Annotated in this window: 23 protein-coding genes; 1 reads left to right on the forward strand and 22 read right to left on the reverse strand. The window is 65.1% G+C overall.

What is annotated here, in order from left to right:
• Positions 1-4: 4 nt before the first annotated feature.
• The 11 genes from K940_RS0112985 to K940_RS0113035 are packed head-to-tail and all read right to left on the reverse strand — an operon-like array spanning position 5 to position 10,249.
• Positions 5-442: a hypothetical protein gene (locus K940_RS0112985; RefSeq protein WP_028477908.1), complete on the reverse strand. Its 438-nt coding sequence runs from the start codon at positions 440-442 to the stop codon at positions 5-7.
• 12 nt (positions 443-454) lie between these two features.
• Complete coding sequence (locus K940_RS0112990; RefSeq protein ID WP_028477909.1) at positions 455-859, reverse strand: hypothetical protein; 405 nt, start codon at positions 857-859, stop codon at positions 455-457.
• An 11-nt stretch (positions 860-870) separates the two neighbouring features.
• Positions 871-1,692 (reverse strand): hypothetical protein, encoded by an 822-nt coding sequence (locus K940_RS0112995; RefSeq protein ID WP_028477910.1) that lies wholly within the window; start codon positions 1,690-1,692, stop codon positions 871-873.
• Between the two features lies 1 nt (position 1,693).
• On the reverse strand, positions 1,694-2,026 hold the full coding sequence (locus K940_RS0113000; protein WP_196812184.1) for a hypothetical protein: 333 nt from the start codon (positions 2,024-2,026) through the stop codon (positions 1,694-1,696).
• A gap of 29 nt (positions 2,027-2,055) precedes the next feature.
• Positions 2,056-2,322: a hypothetical protein gene (locus tag K940_RS0113005; RefSeq protein WP_196812185.1), complete on the reverse strand. Its 267-nt coding sequence runs from the start codon at positions 2,320-2,322 to the stop codon at positions 2,056-2,058.
• Entirely contained in the window at positions 2,322-3,155 is an 834-nt protein-coding gene (locus tag K940_RS0113010) for an N-acetylmuramoyl-L-alanine amidase (protein ID WP_028477913.1), read from the reverse strand. The genes K940_RS0113005 and K940_RS0113010 overlap by 1 nt, the downstream gene beginning before the upstream one ends.
• Positions 3,136-3,954, reverse strand: a complete 819-nt coding sequence (locus tag K940_RS31585) for a DUF2744 domain-containing protein (RefSeq protein ID WP_081706333.1) — start codon at positions 3,952-3,954, stop codon at positions 3,136-3,138. Before K940_RS31585 ends, K940_RS0113010 begins: the two co-directional genes overlap by 20 nt.
• Positions 3,858-4,097, reverse strand: a complete 240-nt coding sequence (locus K940_RS32995; RefSeq protein ID WP_028477914.1) for a hypothetical protein — start codon at positions 4,095-4,097, stop codon at positions 3,858-3,860. The genes K940_RS31585 and K940_RS32995 overlap by 97 nt, the downstream gene beginning before the upstream one ends.
• 30 nt (positions 4,098-4,127) lie before the next feature.
• Positions 4,128-5,816, reverse strand: coding sequence for a hypothetical protein (locus K940_RS0113025; protein WP_028477915.1), 1,689 nt, complete (start codon positions 5,814-5,816; stop codon positions 4,128-4,130).
• 2 nt (positions 5,817-5,818) lie between these two features.
• Entirely contained in the window at positions 5,819-6,784 is a 966-nt protein-coding gene (locus K940_RS0113030; protein WP_155980843.1) for a hypothetical protein, read from the reverse strand.
• A gap of 3 nt (positions 6,785-6,787) precedes the next feature.
• Positions 6,788-10,249: a hypothetical protein gene (locus K940_RS0113035; protein WP_028477917.1), complete on the reverse strand. Its 3,462-nt coding sequence runs from the start codon at positions 10,247-10,249 to the stop codon at positions 6,788-6,790.
• A gap of 1 nt (position 10,250) precedes the next feature.
• On the opposite strand from K940_RS0113035, the gene K940_RS33000 reads away from it, so the two are divergent.
• Entirely contained in the window at positions 10,251-10,607 is a 357-nt protein-coding gene (locus K940_RS33000) for a hypothetical protein (RefSeq protein WP_036528469.1), read from the forward strand.
• A gap of 14 nt (positions 10,608-10,621) precedes the next feature.
• Here the strand turns inward: K940_RS33000 and K940_RS30760 are convergent, their stop codons facing one another.
• From K940_RS30760 to K940_RS0113095, 11 genes are all read right to left on the reverse strand, one after another.
• Positions 10,622-10,993, reverse strand: a complete 372-nt coding sequence (locus tag K940_RS30760) for a hypothetical protein (RefSeq protein WP_051407148.1) — start codon at positions 10,991-10,993, stop codon at positions 10,622-10,624.
• Between the two features lie 105 nt (positions 10,994-11,098).
• The gene (locus tag K940_RS0113050) at positions 11,099-11,914 is read right to left on the reverse strand and encodes a hypothetical protein (RefSeq protein ID WP_196812187.1); all 816 of its coding nucleotides are present in this window, start codon (positions 11,912-11,914) and stop codon (positions 11,099-11,101) included.
• Between the two features lie 74 nt (positions 11,915-11,988).
• A complete protein-coding gene (locus K940_RS30765; RefSeq protein ID WP_051407149.1) occupies positions 11,989-12,393 on the reverse strand; it encodes a hypothetical protein in 405 nt (134 codons plus the stop codon).
• Complete coding sequence (locus tag K940_RS0113060) at positions 12,390-12,644, reverse strand: hypothetical protein (RefSeq protein WP_028477919.1); 255 nt, start codon at positions 12,642-12,644, stop codon at positions 12,390-12,392. The genes K940_RS30765 and K940_RS0113060 overlap by 4 nt, the downstream gene beginning before the upstream one ends.
• Before the next feature lie 2 nt (positions 12,645-12,646).
• Positions 12,647-12,952, reverse strand: a complete 306-nt coding sequence (locus K940_RS0113065; protein ID WP_028477920.1) for a hypothetical protein — start codon at positions 12,950-12,952, stop codon at positions 12,647-12,649.
• A complete protein-coding gene (locus K940_RS30770; RefSeq protein ID WP_051407150.1) occupies positions 12,949-13,494 on the reverse strand; it encodes a hypothetical protein in 546 nt (181 codons plus the stop codon). Before K940_RS30770 ends, K940_RS0113065 begins: the two co-directional genes overlap by 4 nt.
• A complete protein-coding gene (locus K940_RS0113075) occupies positions 13,495-13,722 on the reverse strand; it encodes a hypothetical protein (protein ID WP_155980846.1) in 228 nt (75 codons plus the stop codon).
• A gap of 62 nt (positions 13,723-13,784) precedes the next feature.
• Positions 13,785-15,092: a phage major capsid protein gene (locus K940_RS0113080; protein ID WP_028477922.1), complete on the reverse strand. Its 1,308-nt coding sequence runs from the start codon at positions 15,090-15,092 to the stop codon at positions 13,785-13,787.
• A 30-nt stretch (positions 15,093-15,122) separates the two neighbouring features.
• Positions 15,123-15,917, reverse strand: a complete 795-nt coding sequence (locus tag K940_RS0113085) for an HK97 family phage prohead protease (protein WP_028477923.1) — start codon at positions 15,915-15,917, stop codon at positions 15,123-15,125.
• Positions 15,917-17,179, reverse strand: coding sequence for a phage portal protein (locus K940_RS0113090; protein WP_028477924.1), 1,263 nt, complete (start codon positions 17,177-17,179; stop codon positions 15,917-15,919). The genes K940_RS0113085 and K940_RS0113090 overlap by 1 nt, the downstream gene beginning before the upstream one ends.
• A complete protein-coding gene (locus tag K940_RS0113095) occupies positions 17,176-17,349 on the reverse strand; it encodes a hypothetical protein (RefSeq protein ID WP_231390358.1) in 174 nt (57 codons plus the stop codon). The genes K940_RS0113090 and K940_RS0113095 overlap by 4 nt, the downstream gene beginning before the upstream one ends.
• Positions 17,350-17,375: the final 26 nt, after the last annotated feature.

Below are 17,375 nucleotides of genomic sequence, written 5' to 3' on the forward strand. Positions count from 1 at the left end.
CCGGCTATTGCTGGGCGAGTCGGTACAGCCCGGTGACAGCGATGGCGATCTCGAATCCCGCGTTGTCCGAGGATTTGTCTTCCTCGAAATCGATCAGGCATACAAGCGGATTCGTGGCCGCGGTACCTGATTGTGTGTCGACGATTACACAGTAGCGGGCAGTGATCGTGCTCGGCGCCCAGTTCGGGTTGTCGCAGTCGAGCCACGCGGTGTTGGTGGCCGCGTCATAGGTGAGGGTCTTGCTAGTGAGCACCGTCCCGCCGGCGATATAGCCGTTGCCGGTGGGCAATTCGCCGGTCAGATCGGATTGGTACTGGTGGGTGTCCAGGTTCGGTGTGTAGTTCGAGGTGAGCAGCACTGCGCGCAGCTCGTCGTTGACGATGTCGACCTTCTTGGTCAGCAACGACATACCGAATCGTCCGTAGGGGTTTGAGATGGTCATGGTGTCTTCCGTTCAGTCGGGTACGACGATGTAGAGGGTGGTGGGATCGTGCGGCTCGGCGGCATACCAGGATTGGGTGACGCGTTGGACACCGGTGACGCCGCCGAAGTTACGAACGTGTGCTGACCCAGGCGGCGGCGGGGCGGGCAGACCGGCCGAGATCAGCGGCCACAGCGTGGCGTCTATGTCCGGCACGATGAAGTCGTAGCGGCGGACTCCGAACTGCGCCGAGCATGGGCCGGGCTCGAGCTGCACGGTGAGCATCCCTGCTACTGGGGTAGCGGAGATGCGGCGAGTGCTGACCATCGTGACACCGTTGGCGGCGGCGCGCGGGTGCTCGTCCTGCCAAAACCACACTGGTGTGTTGTCAGCGAGGCCGGCGATATCGGCGATGTCCTGTGTGATGGTGACGGTCACAATTGCGGCTCCTAGCTGAGGGCGTAGTACGGGCAGAACGAGCCGTTGAAGGTAAGCGCGTCATAGCTGATCGCGGCGGGCAGGGTCGAGGTTTGCGGTGCATAGGCATAGAGTGCGGCGGGTTTGAATCCGGGTGGCGCTGACATCGACCAAATAGGGTTCGCGAGCAATGATTTACAGGTTTGCCCGAGATGAGTGACCTGCAACAAGCCGACAGCCCAGATTTCGGATTTGAGCGCGTCGATCGGCGCGATGGTGAAGGTGTATTCGCGGTTGGTGTCTGCTACGTCTGCGGTGATGTCGCCGGTGGCGGCCATGAGCTGCAGATCGCCGGTGCTCGAGTCCATGAGGTATGCGCCCGCATACATCGCATCGATCCCGAAATGGGTGACGGAGTTTCCGGTACCGAACGAGATCTGGGAGTAAATACGGTCTTTGGTGCACTCGATAAATCCAAGTTCAACCAGGTCAGCGCCATGTCCCGCGGGTTGATAGTCCGGCGGGCTGTTGCGGGAGATGGAGTGCGAGTGCGAACTGTCGCCGGAGCCGCCGCCGCCGGTCCTGGTGGCGATCGGTTGCAGCATCACGCGGGGAAACGTCGCGTCAGCTCCCCGGGTGAAGGTATGCCACAACCCACCTCCGGACGGGATCACGTTGCCGTCGGTCGCGGCGAGGTCTTGTTGCGCGCGGGTCGCGCTGCCGGACACGCCGACAATCGGTGCCTTGCTCTTGTCATAGATCGAGGTTTCATCGAGATTCTGGAACTCGCCGAATGATCCGGGCCGGGTGGGGTTGAGCGCGCCATTCGGATTCGCGCCGTCGGGCTGAGTCACCTCACATCACCTCGAGCGGTGGAGGCGGTGGCACCTCACCGCCGAGCTGGCGCACCTGATCGGCGAGAGCGGTATCCCATTGCATGTGCAGGGTGGCGGCCAGGCGGCGCCGCACCTCACGAGTCTCGATCTCGGCGAGCTTGGCCTCGACCTCGGCGACGCGCTTGTCGGCTGCCGCTGTGGCCTTGTCGGCGAGCCGAGTCGCGATGCCCTCGAGTTTCTCGAGGGCATCGGCCTTACGCCCGCGGCGGCCGACGAACGCGGCTATCAGTGAGCCGCCGAGACCGCCGATACCCAGCGCGCCGCCCGCGGCGACGATCATCTCGTTCAGCATGTCATCTCCTCTCGCCATGTCATAGCCGCTCACTCCTCCGGCCCCGTAGCCGACAGCCACGGCAGCCACCGGTCGATCATGGCGTCGACGCCGGGGATCGCCATCACGCGCGTTACTGTCGCCGACACTGCTAGCGCGGTGCCGACACCCCATGCCGTAGTGGACAGGCCGGACGACTCGACGAGCTGCGGCATCGCTGCGGCGGCACCGATGCCGAGCTGAAACATGGTGCGTGTTGCTGCGCGCCACGGGAAGCGGACTTGTGTCGGTGTGTCCGGCGCGTTGTGCCGTCCCATCACTTCACCGGTCGGGGGCCGATGCCGGCGGCCTCGAGCAGCGCGGCGAGCGCCTCGACCTGTGTTCGGTCGCCGAGTTCGTCCCATCGAGTCGGGTTGACTACATGTCCGCGGATCGCCTCGGACCCGGGGCCGAGCTGCTCGACGACCAGTTGTGCGGCGTGCTGGTCGATCCACGCCAGCACGTTGCCGACGGTCTCGCTCGGCGTACCGTCAGGCCGGGTGAGCTGGGTGTCGAGCACGGCCTTGGCGATGTCCTGAGCGCTGGGCATTGTGTCCTCCTTGTTGGTGCTGCCAGTGTTGATCTCGCGGGCGCGGGCGATCACCACGTCGTACGGGAAGTGGTGGCCTGGGTCCCAGTGGTCGGACTCGTGGAACGCGGCAGAGATGTCGATGTGTCCAACGATTCCGCGTTGTCCGGCGGCGGCCTGCGGGGCACTGATCTTCACCAGCGGAATGCTGTATAGCCGTGACCATTCCGCGTACCGCATTGCCGTGCGTTCGAGCAGCTTTCCCTCGCGCAGCCAGCGGGCTCGGTCCCATTCGGCGCGCCCCATCGCGCACACGTGCAGACCGCGACGGTTGCCTTGGTTCATCGCTCCCCACGCCTGCCGGTTGTCCGGCACCATGCGTACTTCCTCGCCGTCGAAGTCGACCATGGTCTGATACGACCCTGCACGGGTGCGCTCGAGATAGCCGATCACCGAGGTATTGCCGCCTTCGGACTCGGTGGTGTGCTGGACGATGACCTGGCCGGTGTTGTCGGCGGCGTTCCACAACCGCGCGCCGATCTGCTCGCGGTAGGGCACGAGGTCAGTCCCGAGTGCTGTCACTGGTGGGGCCTTTCTGTGCGGTGAGTTGGTCGCGGCGCTTGAGGATGCCGCTCCGCTTGCTGCCGTCGGCCTCGAGTGCGATGACGCGCTGCACCTCGGCCGTGCTCGCGGTGCGCAGGTGCGCGAGGACCTCGGTCACGGGGTGATCGGCCGGGTCGAATCGGGTAATGCGGGTGACGAATCCGCGGGCGTCAGCCGGGCGGGTGGCTTGTGCGACGGTTTCGCGCTGCTGGAGCTGGCGCGATAACTCGGCTTGCATCACGCTCGCCAGGGCTTGTGCGTCGACCTCGGTCGACCAGTCGGGTGGCGGTGGCTGGTCCTTCCAATCGCCGGCCGCGAACAGTGGATTGATCTCGCCTGCCTTCGGCGGCCAGTAGAACTCGCGTTGCTCGGCGACGCGGCGGGCGCCGCCGTTCCACAGCCGGACCGACCACGACTTCAGTCCTGAGATCGGCACCGCCATAGACGCGCCTCGCATCCCAGGCAGGCCCACCAGGAACGGCAAGAACGCCTCTTCGGGGCAATGGGCGTTGCATGTGTCGACCGTGGGAAATGTGCCGGTCTTGAGCCATGGCGAGTGGTCGAGTCCGCATATGGTGTGGCACCACTGGCACGGGCAGCGGCGGGTGCCACACACCGTGCAGGCGCGGCGCTGCGGTGGCGGCAGATCGGCGCCGGGCGCTTGTGGCGGCGTAGTCTCGGTCACAGCACGGGCCGAATCGCGTGCAGCGGCGCGGCCATCACACGACCGCGGTACCGGACCGGCACCTGGGTGGCCTCGTCGATATCGTCCTCGCACTCATCGAACTGGGCGCACTCGCCGACGAGGCACCGCGCGGCGGCAGACACCGGCGCCGGTACCGCCGAGCGCAGCTCGATGAACGGCCGACATGAGCCGGGTGGCTGCTGCGGGATCTGGAAGTAGACGAGCTGTGCCGACACGGCGGCCCTCCTGACTGGCGTGGTGATAGATCAGCCGAAGACACCGAGATCGTGCAGCGCCGAGAACACACCCTCGAGCCGCTCGATCGCCCGCACCCCGGGGTCCTTGTCGTTGGTGTTGTCACCGATCACTGGTGTCCACGACAGCGGCTCGGTGTCGCTGTAGCGCAGCCGGATCGACTTGATGCGGTCGACTTGGATCAGGCCGGTACGGTCGCCGAGGATGCCCAATCCGACACGATCACCGACCCAGCAGTGCCCTTTGCCCTGGTCGCCGATCACCCACGGCGACCCGTCGGCGACGTTGACCTCGGCGGCGAATCTGGCTCTCGTCGCCCAGAATCCCGCGCGTAGGACAAGCAGAGACTCGATCGTAAAGGCCCTATCCGCGCCATCCTGGAAGTACTCGAAGTAGCCGGCCCATCCATCAGACATGCTGCGCGCCAATGATTTTACGTTCATCCAGCTGAGCACAGTGTCGCTGTACAGCGGGGCCAACAGGGCATCAGCCGCACCCCCAAGAGGGGGCACGAACAAGGCAGCGGCCAAGAGGTCAAATGAAAGCTGTACGGATGCCGAGATGGCCTCGTTCACGCCGTACATCGAGTGGCCACCAACGACGACCTGCACGCCCTTGGACGGCCACCGCTTGTTCTTGCTCGACTGGATTCCGGTCTCTTCACCATCGAGCCACACCACGTACGGCGTGGTCTTGGATGTGCCGAGCAGGCCGGGGATTTCGTAGGTCGGTTCGTTGATGTCGGCGACCTCGGTCACGACCGGGTCGATGAACGGGTCGACGAACGAGGCGACGGTGCGCACGAGCCCGTCCCACAGGGTGCCGCCGGTAGCGGTGCCCTGGTTGTAGTATCCGCTCTTGTCGACGATGTCGATCACTAGCGCGCCGGGGCGCAGGGACATGCCGGGTATCGGCTGCTCGTCGCCGAGGTCGGGCATGTACCGGCGCCATGTGAGCGACAACTCGGCGTCGTCGAGGATCGGCTGGGCGATGGCGTGCCAGTTCTTGAACCGACTCGACAGCAGGCACCACAGGATGCCGTCGGCGAGGTCGTCGGCGAAGCTGTGCGGCTTGACAATTACCGACCACTCGGCAATGTCGGCCGGTATCCACGAACCGGGGTCCATCGGGTCGTCGGGGAGGTTCCACCAGTTCTGCTGTTCCCTCATCACTTGCAGGTGGAGGGCAGTAAGCAGACACCACCGGGCGCCGCCGGCCAGCATGAAAACCCGGGGAAATTGCAGGATGGAAGGCAGGAACGGGTTAGACCAGACCGTGTACCACTTGACGGTCTCGTAGTCCGAAAGCCATTCCACTACCAGGACGTCCGAGCCGTCCTCTCGCTTCTCGGCCGCGCAGGATTCGAGGCGGCCAGACCATCTGGCGCCATTGCGGCACTCGACGACGATCACGACGACACGCTTCTCACCCCGCGCGATGCGACCGTTCTCGTCCCAGATCCATTGCGCGAGATAGTGATCCCACGGGATCTCGGTAATACCCGGGCCGGTGTCGTTGTCCTTCCACTCGAAATCACCCAGATAGGTGGCGTCGAGCCACCCTTGCGGGTTCATCTCGCCGTCGTAGACCATTACGTCCGGCGGCTCGAGCCGCTGCGCGACCCGCTGTCGTTCGCGCTCCTCGGTGACCTGCCAGATGGCCTCGCACTCGGCGAGCAGGTCCGCGGTGATCACAGCCATGGCTAGAACCGCTCCAATCCCCACGGCCGCGACCACCGGCGCGGCTGGCGGAACAGGATGCCGAACGTGTCGGAGGTGACCTCGGAAGCTGCGACCGGTAGCGAGGTCCACGGCGTGTACGGCGGGATCACATACAGCAACCGGTTGCCGCCGAACAGACCGACCACATTGGTGCCGGTGAAGTCTTCCCACGGAATCCGCATCCGGTCGACGTGCGCGACGAGGCCGGACCCGTGCACCGGGGTTATCGGGATCGTGGTAATGGCGCGCTCGGAATCGTCGCGGCCGGATCGGAAGTCGACGCCGATCACGCGGGCGCCCTTCGGGCCGGTCCACGACGGGTCCGGGATCGTGGCGCGGCCCTCACCGGTGACCACGACCGTGTGCGCCATCGGCCGATCGGTGGGATTGCACACCCAAATCTCGCCCGACCCGGACGCCGTGCTCTCCAGCATCCATCCAGCCGGGTGATCAGCGTCGCCGACCCAATCGTCCTGGTACCACATGGGTTGCGGTGCAACGAGAGTCACTGGCAGGTCGGAGTGCCGGTAGTCCCATGGGTCGGTGTCCATCGCCATAATCGGCGACTCGAGCAACAGCACGTCGATCCAGCGGGTACCGCTCAGCGGCGTCGTGATGGCGAGTCGGGCAGGTTTCGCGTCGGGGTCCCACGGGTCGACCTCGTAGTCGAACGCGCCGCGTAGCCGCGAGTCGATCATCGCCCAATCCTCGGGGTCGTCGCTGAATGCTCCGAGCCGAATGTCGATCTCGCGGTGCGGCCGGTCGACCTTGACCGGCCGTCCACCCACCTCGAACGCGCCCTTCTTCATCGACACGCGCACCGGCGCGTCGTAGAGCCCCTGTGGGCTGGTTCCCAAGACGACGCCCTGGTCGCCCGCGTCCACACCCGACAAGCAGAAGTAGGACCCGTCACACCCATACAGCTCGACCGTCGCGTATACACCCACCCGCTACCCCTTCCCCACGGTCTGGCGTTTCTGCTCGCGGGCGATCCGGTCGAAAGCACCCGCCACGTCGGCGGTGAGAATCTGCCAGTTGTTGACCGTCTTCGCGATCCCGTCGGCGTGGCTGCCGATACCGGGGATGCTCGACCGCTGCCCGGTCACGAAGTCCGAGCCCGCGTTCGCGATCGAGGCGTTGAACTTGTCGAACGCTGCGGACACGGCGGCGGCCTGGTCGAACGTCTGGCCGGTGTCATCGGTCGGGGTGAACGACGAATCGCCGCTGCCGCTCGACGAGGATGAGCCACCGCCGAGGTTGCTCGGCCAGTTGCCAATCGAGATCTCGTTGTCGACCCAGACCGGAACCGCGTCACCTACCGGCCTGTTGCCGCTCAAGCTGCTACCGCCGCCGCTTCTGGACGACCCGCCGGTGCCACTGCCCGAGGTGCCACCGGTCCCGAGTCCGCCACTACTGCCGCCCCTTGTGCCGGGGCTGCCCTCATCGAGCGGGTCGCCGTCGAGCGGGTAGTGCCACCGCAACGGGAAGTCAGCCGCACCCTGCGCGCCCGGCCCGACCTCGACGCCGTCCGACCCGCTCGCCTCGGCGTTCAGGTCGCCGATGGTCATCGCCATATGCGAGTTCGGGCCGCCACCGCCGCGCTCGACGCCGATCGACAGGTCGTTCGGGCCGCCCTGCCCCTCAAGGAATCCGAACTTGTTGAAGTCCGATTCGGTGTTGAAGTAGCGGGCGTTCGGGGTCTTGCCGTTGAGGATCGCCCACACACCGCCGACGAACCCCGAGCAGTCCCAGGACGGGTCACCAGTGCCACCGTATTGATAGGGCTTGCCAGCCTCGCCGCGCGCCCAATTCTGCGCCTCGACCAAGCCGCCGCTGGCGAGACCGGGCAGCATCGCGCGCAACAAGTCCAGCGGCGGCACCCATCCTGCATTGAGTGCGGCGACGAGTTCAGCGCCGCCCGTATCCATCGCGGACTTGCGCACCACGCCCTCACCGGCGGAGACCAATGCTGTAGGCAGGCCACTAGATCCAATTGCCAGAATCGAGTCCGAGGTACCACTGCCGGGACCGATAATGCGGCCCGCATTGTCGACACCCGCGATTCCGCCACGGGATAAAAGCGGCAAGTCCGGAGTGTCGATTGTGAAAGAAATGTGCCTGTCTATGACAGGAATTGTGAAGTCAAACCCGAGAGAAAAGTTGTTCCACCGCTCTATCAGCCAGTTGATCGCACCTTTGAACGAATCCTTGATTCCGTCCCACAATCCGGATGCGGCGTCTGTGATTTTTGCGGGCAGTCCGGTGACGAAATCGACTAGCGCGGTGAATTTCTCGACGATCCAGTCCTTGACTTCGCCGGCTTTGTCCGAGATCAAACCCATTCCGGCTTTGAAGTCCTCGAACAGTCCTTTGATGAAGTCCCATGCCGTCGAGATGCCGCCCTTGATTCCGTCCCACGCTGGTTTGACCGCGTTTTCCCACAGCCACATTGCAACTGCACCCGCTTTGTCGAAGGCATCGCCCCACCACCCGAAGAACGGCTTCAGAACGTTGTCCCACACGAACAGTGCGCCGGTCTTGATTGCCTCCCACGCCCCGGTCACGATGTCTCGGAACGTTTCGCTGTGTCGCCACGCGAGCACGATTCCGGCCACAAGCGCGCCGATAGCGACCACGATCAGCCCGAGCGGGTTTGCCGCCAAAGCCGCGTTGAGCAACCACTGCACGCCGGCCCATGCGGCGGTCGCAGCGCGGATGACGCCGGTCGCTATCGTGTACGCCCCGACAGCGAGAGTGTTCGCTGCGAGTGCAGCGGTACCGGCTCCGCTCGCGGCAGCCATGATGCCTTGCGCGATGGCGTACCCACCGGCGGCGGCTTTCGCCGCGATGAGTGCGCCTGCGAGGGTCCCCAACGCGATGCCTAGTCCGAGTGCCGCGCGATTGTTGTTCTCGATCCACTCTGCACCGGATCCGAGCGCGCCCACTAGCTCGTCCTGAATGGACCGCGTTACGCGTTTGAGTGCAGTATCAGTGTTGTCGTTGAGCGTCTGCCCTGCCTGGTCGGCCGACCCGGCGAAACCGATCATCGACTCGCCAGCGTGTGACATCGCCTCGAGGAACGCCGACAACTCGACCTTATTGAGATCCTCCATTGGGGTGCCGATCAGGGCTAGAGCCGCAGCAGCCTGCTCGCCGGGGTCCTGAATCGACTGCAAACCCGCAACCAGTTCCGCGAATGCGACCTTCGCAGTTTCACCACCTGCGAGCAAGCGATTCTGAATATTCGCCGCACCGAGACCGATATCCTCGAGTGCCTCGACAGCACCCTTGTCCCCCAAATCCGTTGCCCGGATCCCGGTTTCCTTCAAGGCGTCGCCGACTTTATCCATAGCGACCTTGCCTTGATCGCTTGCATTGACTAGCAGCCCGAACGCCTCTTGACCATCGAATCCGATGCTACGAAAAAAGGTGCCGTACTCATTGATCAACTCTGGCAGCTCGTCAGCCATCGCTACCGAAACACGCTGCGACGCAGCGGTCATCAAGTCGAACGCCTCTGTCGAGTCCTTGGCCAGCCCGATTGTGACGAGCTGGGAGGTCGTTTGCACGACGTCAGCAACCTCGATACCAAGGATCTTGCTCAGGTTGAGCGCCCGCTCGGTGACCTTGTCGATACTGACCTCACCCTCGCTACCGAGGACATCGAATGCGGACTGCACGCCACGGACGGCCTGAGTCACATCGTCGAACGATTCTCCGAGCCCCTCCTTGTAGAGATCGCCCGCGATGCGGCCATATTCGGCCGCCAGCTCGGGCGACGCGCCGAGTTGGGCAGCCAGTAGGTCGACCGATTGTTCACGTGAGATGGCTTCGGACACCGTTCCCCAGGCAGTTCCGATGCCGGCGGTTGCCGCGCCGAGCGCCAGCATCTGTTTAGCGGCTGGGCCGAGCTTGTCCGACATCGCGTCCACCGCCCGCCTGAATCGCCCCTCCGATTCTGTGGCGTTGTCGGTGGCGTTGGTCAGTTCCGTATTCGCATCCGCGAGGTTTTGCGTTGCCCGCTGCGTGTTACGCCCAGCCCGCGCGACTCCGCGCTGTGCCTCCGCGAGTGCCTCCTCGGCGCGGGTGAGCTGTGCCGTAGACGCGGCACCAGAGCTCCGCAGCTGGTTGAGCCTGGCCTCGGCGACCCGCACCCGACCGGCCGCAGTCTGCTCCTTCTCCCGCGCTGTTTCGAGCGCGTCGGCCGCACGCTCGACCGCGGCGCGCGCCGCATCAACGCCTTGCGCGATACCGCGGCCGGTGGCTTGCCCCGCGGACCGACCGGCAGCCACGAGCGGCGCCGCGAGTTGCCGCTCGAGGTTGCCCTGAAATCCCCGCAACGTTGGGATGACCTGCAAGGCGGTGTAACCGGATATGTCCATCAGATCACTGCCCCTCTCGATGTTCCGCATCGTGCGTATACCGCTCGATCTGGCGGCGGCGTGCCGCGAATTGGCGTCGGACCGCGCGTTCAGCCCGAGCGCGCTGCGCGCTCTGCTGCTGGGTAGATGTTTTCGGCCGCGCGTAGTGCGGCTTGCCGGTGAGTGCCTGCCAGACATCGGCAAGCAGATAGTCGGTTACGCCCCAACGGGCACCCTGCCGGCCTACGAGGATGAGAGCCGCGTCATCGGGCAAATACTGAATCAGAACCCAGATTTCGCGCAGCGTGAGCCTACGCTGCCCGTCCGCATCGCGCCGCCACCGATCCGAGTACCGCACCCCCATCCGACGCAAATCGGATTCGACCGCGTCCGGATGCTCATGCAGTAAGACGAGCAGCTGAGTCAGTTTCCCGCAGTACCGAAACCGAGCAGCTCGGCGAGCAGGTTCGAGAACTCGACGAACTGCCGCTTTTTGGGAAACCGGTGGTTGAACCGAGCCCACTGCTGCGGACCCAGCAGATGCTCAATCGCATCGATGTGTGCGTTCCTCGCGAACGCCTGATGCACCACGGTCGGCCAGTCATCGGGATCGGCCGGCACCTCGAACGTCATGCCACCGAACTCGCACAGGACGGTCTCGATACCCTCGGCCTCACGCTGCGCCGCGCTGGTCGCCTCGGCCCCGTCTTGAGGCGCGAGGTGGTCCTGCGGCTGTGTGACGCCCGCAGGGCGGGCAGGGACCGCCCGCTTGACGGGGGCCTTCTTCGTGGTCATGGCATGGTTTCCTCTCGTGCGAACGACTGAATTCCTCGTGACCTGGGCAGGTCGCACAGGAACTTGGCGCGATCAGTGCGGAATGCGTGTTTACGGCTTCGTCTGTCAGGGCGCATCGGCGACGGTGACCGTCGGATCGGTGCCGCCAGTAAGGCCGCTACCGTCACCGACCAGCAGCTCATTTGGTTGCCCGAGGTACTCGCCGCCCAATGCCACCGTGTACGGGCCACCCGCGGTGCCCGACACGGTGACATTGCCGACGCCGAGGGTCGCCTCGAGCGCGGACTGCACAGCAGTCGCTTCGGCATCGAACGCGATAGCGGTTGTCGCGGTCCCTGCATACGACAACGTCCAGTCCCCACCTGTCGGCGCGCCAGTGATCGTGACCAGTTGCACCTCGTGCACCGGGGTGTACTGCCGGGTGTAGAGCAGACCCGAGCCGGTTGCGAAGATATCCGCGGTCACTTCATGACCGGTCGGATCGGACTCGTTACGGTCGAGGTTCGGTATCCAGCAATCGGCCGGGCGCGCAGTGAACACTCGCTCTTTGAGTCCGGCGTCGCTGAGGAACTCGAACGCAAGCATGAATCCCTTGGGACGCGCTTGGACAATCTGTGTCACAGTCGAGCCGGGCCGTGCGATGCGCTGCGTGGTTGCATTCGACTCGAGGCAGGTGAAGACCCTTCTCTCCTTGTAATTCTTGTATCCCTTGCGATACAGCCCGATACCCCAACCGAAATGCTCGGTGACGTCCCACTCCCGCGGGTTCGTGATACCGCTGTCGCCGTTGAGGATCCCGAGGTTGTCCCACGTCTGATCAAAGGGGTCGGCAATCGATGCGGGCATAGTCGGGCTGAGTGTCTTGCCGACATAGATAGCCGCGTCAGCGTAGATCTGCACCGAATCGGGATCGCGGGTCAATGCCATGAGCGTACTGCCTCTCGTGAGTGTGTAATTCCCGACCGGGCCAGGGGCGGGCGTCTACGGATTGCGAGTCAGCCCGCGACTGTGCGCGCGCTTGCCCGCACAGTGAACGAGCACATGTGTCCGCTGTTGTTGCTGTCCTTAGCCTCGAGCAAGCCAGTCGGTTGCGTGATTGTGGCGACGCCCGTGATCCGGTGCGACAGCAGCACACCGAGGCAAACACCGGCGATCTGCCGAGAGGGGTCGCGCCCTGCTGCCCATACCGTGATGCGCACAGTCGGGCTGGTCGACACCGGCCAAATCGCGCCGCCGCCGTCGTCGAACACGACGACCGCCGCCGCCGAGGTGCTCGGCGCCCACGTCGCCGGCAGCACCAAGCCGACAGTCGGAGCGGGTGTCACGAGCCCGGGTAACACTGCGGCGAGATAGGTCTTGATAGCTTTTGCCGGATCACCCGGTGTCCGCTGAGGTTTCACGGTTTAGCGCGGACCTCGAGGCCGACCGACGCTGCGGCGCGAGTGAGGGCGCCGTCGCGGGCCTGGTCCTCGGCCGGGACGATCACAGCGGCAGCCTTCCGATCGGTGGTGTATTTGTCGACCTCGGCGTTGTCGCCAGCGGCGGCGGCGACCCGGATCGCGGCATCGTTGACTACATCAGCGAAGGCCTGTGATTTCAGGATCTTGCCGAGACCGCGATGATCGAGCCGGACTCCCCGGGCAGTTGCCACGATCAGCCCTCCCCACTACTGCACAGCACGACCGTGCCCGTGCGGCTAGTATGCGGTGACCGCCACTGCTCGACTTGCACGCGGCAGCGCCGCCCGCGCACGGTCACCTCGTCGTTGTTGGTGATGTCCAGTTCGGGCACGTGATAGATCGAGTAGTCGACCCGGTCGCCATCGCGGCCACGGTCGAGATACTCGGCGGTCGTGCCCGGAGCGACGGCCCAGACGGCGAGCGCGGTGTCGTCCCAAGGGATCTGGTTGCCGTCGCTGTCGTAGCCTCCGCCGCGGTGGCGGGTGACCTGCTCGGTCATGGCCGCGGACCGATCCGGTAGCGGTCGAGCACGCGCAGCTGTGCCCCGGTGAATGCGCCCGCGCCTTTATTGCCGCTGAACGTGAAAGGCCCGATCGTTTCCGGCATCTCACCGCCCGATCCGACCGGCGCAGACAGTGCCACCGATGTCGCGTCCAGCACGACGGACACGATCGCGGAGGGCACCTCGTCATAGCCGTGCGTGCACTCGACGACGATGGCGCGGTACCGATTCGTCCAGCACCGGCCAATCGGCAGCCGCCGCAGCGTGCCATCAGCTGACCACTCGTACTCGGTGGCTGCCAGCGCGACCCCCTCCTCGGAGACCGCGGCGACAGCCGATAGCCGCAGCGTCGGCACCTGCACCACCGCCGCACCAGTACCGTCGAGAGTGATCGTCTCGTTTGCCGCGACCGCGATATGCCACCCGCAATAGTCCCGAATGTCAGCGATCACGCCATCGAGCCGGGTCTGTTCGAGTCCGGTACCCGCAGCCAACGCCTGATACTCGGCCAGCGACAGCAGCGGGCCAGGCGCGGTCATCTACGCGCCGCCCTTGTTCGCCGCACCGCGCGACTTGTTCGACGGAGTGCGTTGCTTGGTCTCGGCTCGAGCCTCGATAGCGCGGGCCTCGGCAGCGAGCCACTCACGCACCGCTGTACGGTGCGCGACGGTGTCCTCGCCAGTGAGGGCGCGCTGCGCCGCGTCAGCTGCTGTGAGCTGCATCGTGGTCGGCCACCCGTTCACGGTGACCTCGTAGACCTCGAGCATGTGATCCTCCCTCGGTGCGTGCGGCCGGGGCGACTCGGCCGCACGCGATTCGAGCAACGCCATTACGCGAGAGCCACGGTCACGAATGCGGACGGGCGGGTGACAGCGAACGCGAGCCGCTCCTCGGCGAGGATCGCGACCATGTTGCGGATGAAGAAGTCCGCATGCGAGTCGGTCATGGTGACAGTGGTCTGCTCCCGGTCCCAGATCACGGCCTTGTTGAAGTCGCCGAGCAGCGCGGTACCGGCGGGCTGGGTCTCGGACTCGACCACCGGCAGCCGCCACACACGCAAGGCGTCGATGGCGAACGGCCCGCCGTAGTAGTAGCGGCCATTCGCGTCCTTGGTCAGGTCGATACCCTCGGCGTCGGCCGGGTTCATGACGATCGCGGTCGGGTTCACGCGCCCGACCGTGCGGGCCTTGGTCACGGCCTTGCGCAGCGAGGTGAACACATCGGTGACATATGCCTGCGTCTGCACACCGGACCAGTTGAGGATGCCGGTGAAGTTCTCGCCAGTGCCGTCGCCGCCGAGGATCTGGCCCTCTTCGGCTTCGGCCACGTCACGGCGCAGCTCGTCGTTGATCAGATCCTCGAGGGCCTTCACATCGGCGAGCGCCCGCTTGGTGGCCGGCACCCATTCGGCGATGGTCTTCACGACTGCGGTCTTGCGTTCGAACGCCCACGCGCCCTCGGGCTTGTAGCCGCCGTTCGCGTTCAGTATCAGCGCACCGGCCGAGCCGGGGGCAGTCGGGGCAGCCGAACTGGTTGCCTCGGGCACAACCGCGGCGGCGTTGGTGTGGCTGGTCTGCGCGACATACTCGACGGTGTCGGAGCTGGTGCGCCGCACCGAGACCAGATCGCGGATGGTCAGCTCCTTGCGGCCGAGCATCTCCACAATGCCGGTCTGCTCGGGCACCACGAACGCACCCGCGGAGGTGTCCGAGCCGCCGACGAACAAGCCTTTGATGCCGATCGGGTCGGACTGGATACGGGTCTTCTCCGGGATCGTGCGGTCACCGAACGGCTTGAGCATCGCCTTGTACTCGGGCGACTCGACTACCTGGAAACCGAGCGACTTCATGCGCTCGCGCACCGGCCGCTGTCCCTGCGCGTCGAGATCCCCAACGGCGGGCTCGCCGATCTCGGCCGCGAGCGCCTTGGCTTCGTCGATGATCTCAAGGTCCCGCTTGGCGACCTTGATCTGCTCGAGCAGGTCGCGACCCTTCTTCATCTCGGCGTCGTAGTCAGCGCGGACCTGCTCCGACCAGGTCGACGGGTCGGCGTCAGCCTTCTCGGCGATCTCGCGGGCCGCCGAGGTCGCGGCGAGCGCGGACTGCTGCAGATCGGCGAGCTTGGTCTTGGTCATCATTGTTCAGGTATTCCTTTCGGGGAGTTGGGTTTACGCGCTCAGCTTGATTTCGAGTGCGAACGCGTCCAGCACCGCCGAGGCGGAGACGGACGGATTCACCGGCGCTACCGCTGGCCCTTGCGCATCGGGACGAACGGATTTGCCGGGCTTACCGCTGGCCTTCTCCTCGTCTGTGTCGTCTGCATCGAGGACGGCGAGTACACGCGAGAGCGCGTCGTGCGCGGTGCGGATCTCGCCTTCGTTCTTGGCCGAGAGCACTCGGCCGGCCTTGAGGTCTGCGAGGGTGCGGTCGGCGAATGTCGGGACCTGCTTCACCTCGAGAATTTCGGTCTCCTGGTTCGCACCGATGGTTACGACCGAGACCTCGTAGAGCTTCAGCTCGTGCAGCGCGACATACCGCTCGGGTTCCATCTCGAACCCATCGCCGTCAACTCGAGCTCGCTCCTCAATGCTCCTGCTCAGAACGTCATAGGCGAATGACATCTGATTGACTCGGCGACCCTTCAGCATTCGATAAACCTGTGCCGCCTTAGGGTTCTGCAAGTCGAGCTGCGCTCGGACCTTCAGTCCGCGGCCATCTTCTGACGCCTCGACGACATGGCCGATGTTGAAATCTGGGTCGCTCATGTTGTGCCCGAACAACAGCGGAATCGGTGCACCGCTCGCTGTCCACGCGTTGAGCGTGTTCGAGAACGCGCCGGGCATCACGACTTCGTCGTAGGAGTCCTTGTTGCCGAACACGCTCGCGTACGCGGTGAACTCGCCTTCAGCGAGACCGTCATCGGGTCCGGCCTTGAGCTGCACGGCCGCATCCTTGGTGCGCATCACTGCTCGCCTCCCTCGTCGACTGCGGGCTCGTCGGCGTCCTCGTCATCGGGTACCGTTTCGGCCGGCATCGGTTTCTGGTCGCCGTTGGCGGTGACGTTCAGCGGGCGAACCAGCTCATCACCGCCCTCGATTGGCGGACGGTTGTCCAGCGCGCGAGCCTCGTTGACAGTCATCCAGGGCGCCCCGACCGCAGTCTGCATCTGCGCGGCACGCTCCTCGAAAGAGCCGGTGAGCTTCTCGCGCAAGTTGAACTCGATGTACACCGGGTCGTTCGGCGCAGCGAGATCGGGCACTAGCTGCAGCTCGATGTCCTCGGCGAGCATGGTCAGCCACGGGCCCAGGGTGTCCTGATACAGCATCTTGTGCTGCTCTTGGATGTTGGAAAACGTTGCCTTGTCGAGCATTCCGACCATGGGCGGTGGGATGAAGTAGGCGGCGGCGACCTCTTCGCGTGAGAGCTTGCGCACCTCGAGGTACTGCAAGTCGGTGGCGGTCATAGCCGCACCCTCGAAGGTCATGCCGTCCTCGAGGATCGGTGTACCGCCCGCCTGCGGCCCGTCGCCGGTGTACTGCGATTGCCATTCCTTGCGGAACCGTTCGCGGGCGGGGTCGCTCCATTTGGCCCCAGCAGGGCGCTGAATGTACCCGGCGATGCGCGCGCCGTTGTTGAGTACCTGCTCACGCATTCGAGTGCCGGCGTACTCCTCGGCGAGGATCTGCCGTAACGACTCGATCGGTGAGGTACCGAGGTCACCATGCACGTCGTAGCCGCGGAAGTACAGCATCTGATCGGCCGAGATCTCGCGTTTGCCGTTCGTGCCTGCGAGCTCGAACCGGTCCGGGGTGAGCCAGTTGTCACCCTTCGGGGTGACCATCGGCGGCGGGATGCGCACCAGGCCGAGCCCTTCGCCCGTCTGTGTCTTCAACAGGTACGCCCGGTCGAAGATCGCGAAATCCAGGACCAGCGCGTTCATGAACCGATACCGCGTCGTCCACCCGTTCGGCTTGCGCAACAGCAGCGACAGCGGGTGATCGGTCAACCGCTCACGGTCGGTGTCGTCGTTGCGCCGGAAGACGTGAATACCGAGCTGAGCGATGTTGCGTGCAAGGAACTGCGTACAGGTGCGCACTGCGGGCTGGCTGCGCCACAGCTCGGCATACTCGATAGCGTGCCGATCCGAGAGCCGCAATACCGGCTGCCGCGGCTGGTCCGGCCGCGCCAGCGACCGCACCGCGCCATCAGAGACGACGAACGTCACGGTGTGACCGCCTGGATGTAATCGACGTTCCCCTTGTCGACAACGATCTCGCCGTCAGCCGGAACGGCGGTGCCGTCCTCGCGCAGCACCGCGGCATCGCGCAGCACATACAGCGGGCCGCGAGCCGTGACGATCACACCCGTGACCGCCGTACCGCTGAGCAGGTTCACGACCACACGCCGATGCACCACGTACC

Source organism: Nocardia sp. CNY236 (assembly GCF_000482385.1).
Classification (GTDB): Bacteria; Actinomycetota; Actinomycetes; order Mycobacteriales; family Mycobacteriaceae; genus Nocardia.

Coding starts and splice junctions, on each gene's coding strand:
- K940_RS0112985 (WP_028477908.1), bottom strand. CDS start 442: ATGACCATCTCAAACCCCTACGGACGATTCGGTATGTCGTTGCTGACC.
- K940_RS0113000 (WP_196812184.1), bottom strand. CDS start 2,026: ATGCTGAACGAGATGATCGTCGCCGCGGGCGGCGCGCTGGGTATCGGC.
- K940_RS0113005 (WP_196812185.1), bottom strand. CDS start 2,322: ATGGGACGGCACAACGCGCCGGACACACCGACACAAGTCCGCTTCCCG.
- K940_RS0113025 (WP_028477915.1), bottom strand. CDS start 5,816: ATGGCTGTGATCACCGCGGACCTGCTCGCCGAGTGCGAGGCCATCTGG.
- K940_RS0113035 (WP_028477917.1), bottom strand. CDS start 10,249: ATGCGGAACATCGAGAGGGGCAGTGATCTGATGGACATATCCGGTTAC.
- K940_RS30760 (WP_051407148.1), bottom strand. CDS start 10,993: ATGACCACGAAGAAGGCCCCCGTCAAGCGGGCGGTCCCTGCCCGCCCT.
- K940_RS0113065 (WP_028477920.1), bottom strand. CDS start 12,952: ATGACCGAGCAGGTCACCCGCCACCGCGGCGGAGGCTACGACAGCGAC.
- K940_RS30770 (WP_051407150.1), bottom strand. CDS start 13,494: ATGACCGCGCCTGGCCCGCTGCTGTCGCTGGCCGAGTATCAGGCGTTG.
- K940_RS0113075 (WP_155980846.1), bottom strand. CDS start 13,722: ATGCTCGAGGTCTACGAGGTCACCGTGAACGGGTGGCCGACCACGATG.
- K940_RS0113080 (WP_028477922.1), bottom strand. CDS start 15,092: ATGATGACCAAGACCAAGCTCGCCGATCTGCAGCAGTCCGCGCTCGCC.
- K940_RS0113085 (WP_028477923.1), bottom strand. CDS start 15,917: ATGCGCACCAAGGATGCGGCCGTGCAGCTCAAGGCCGGACCCGATGAC.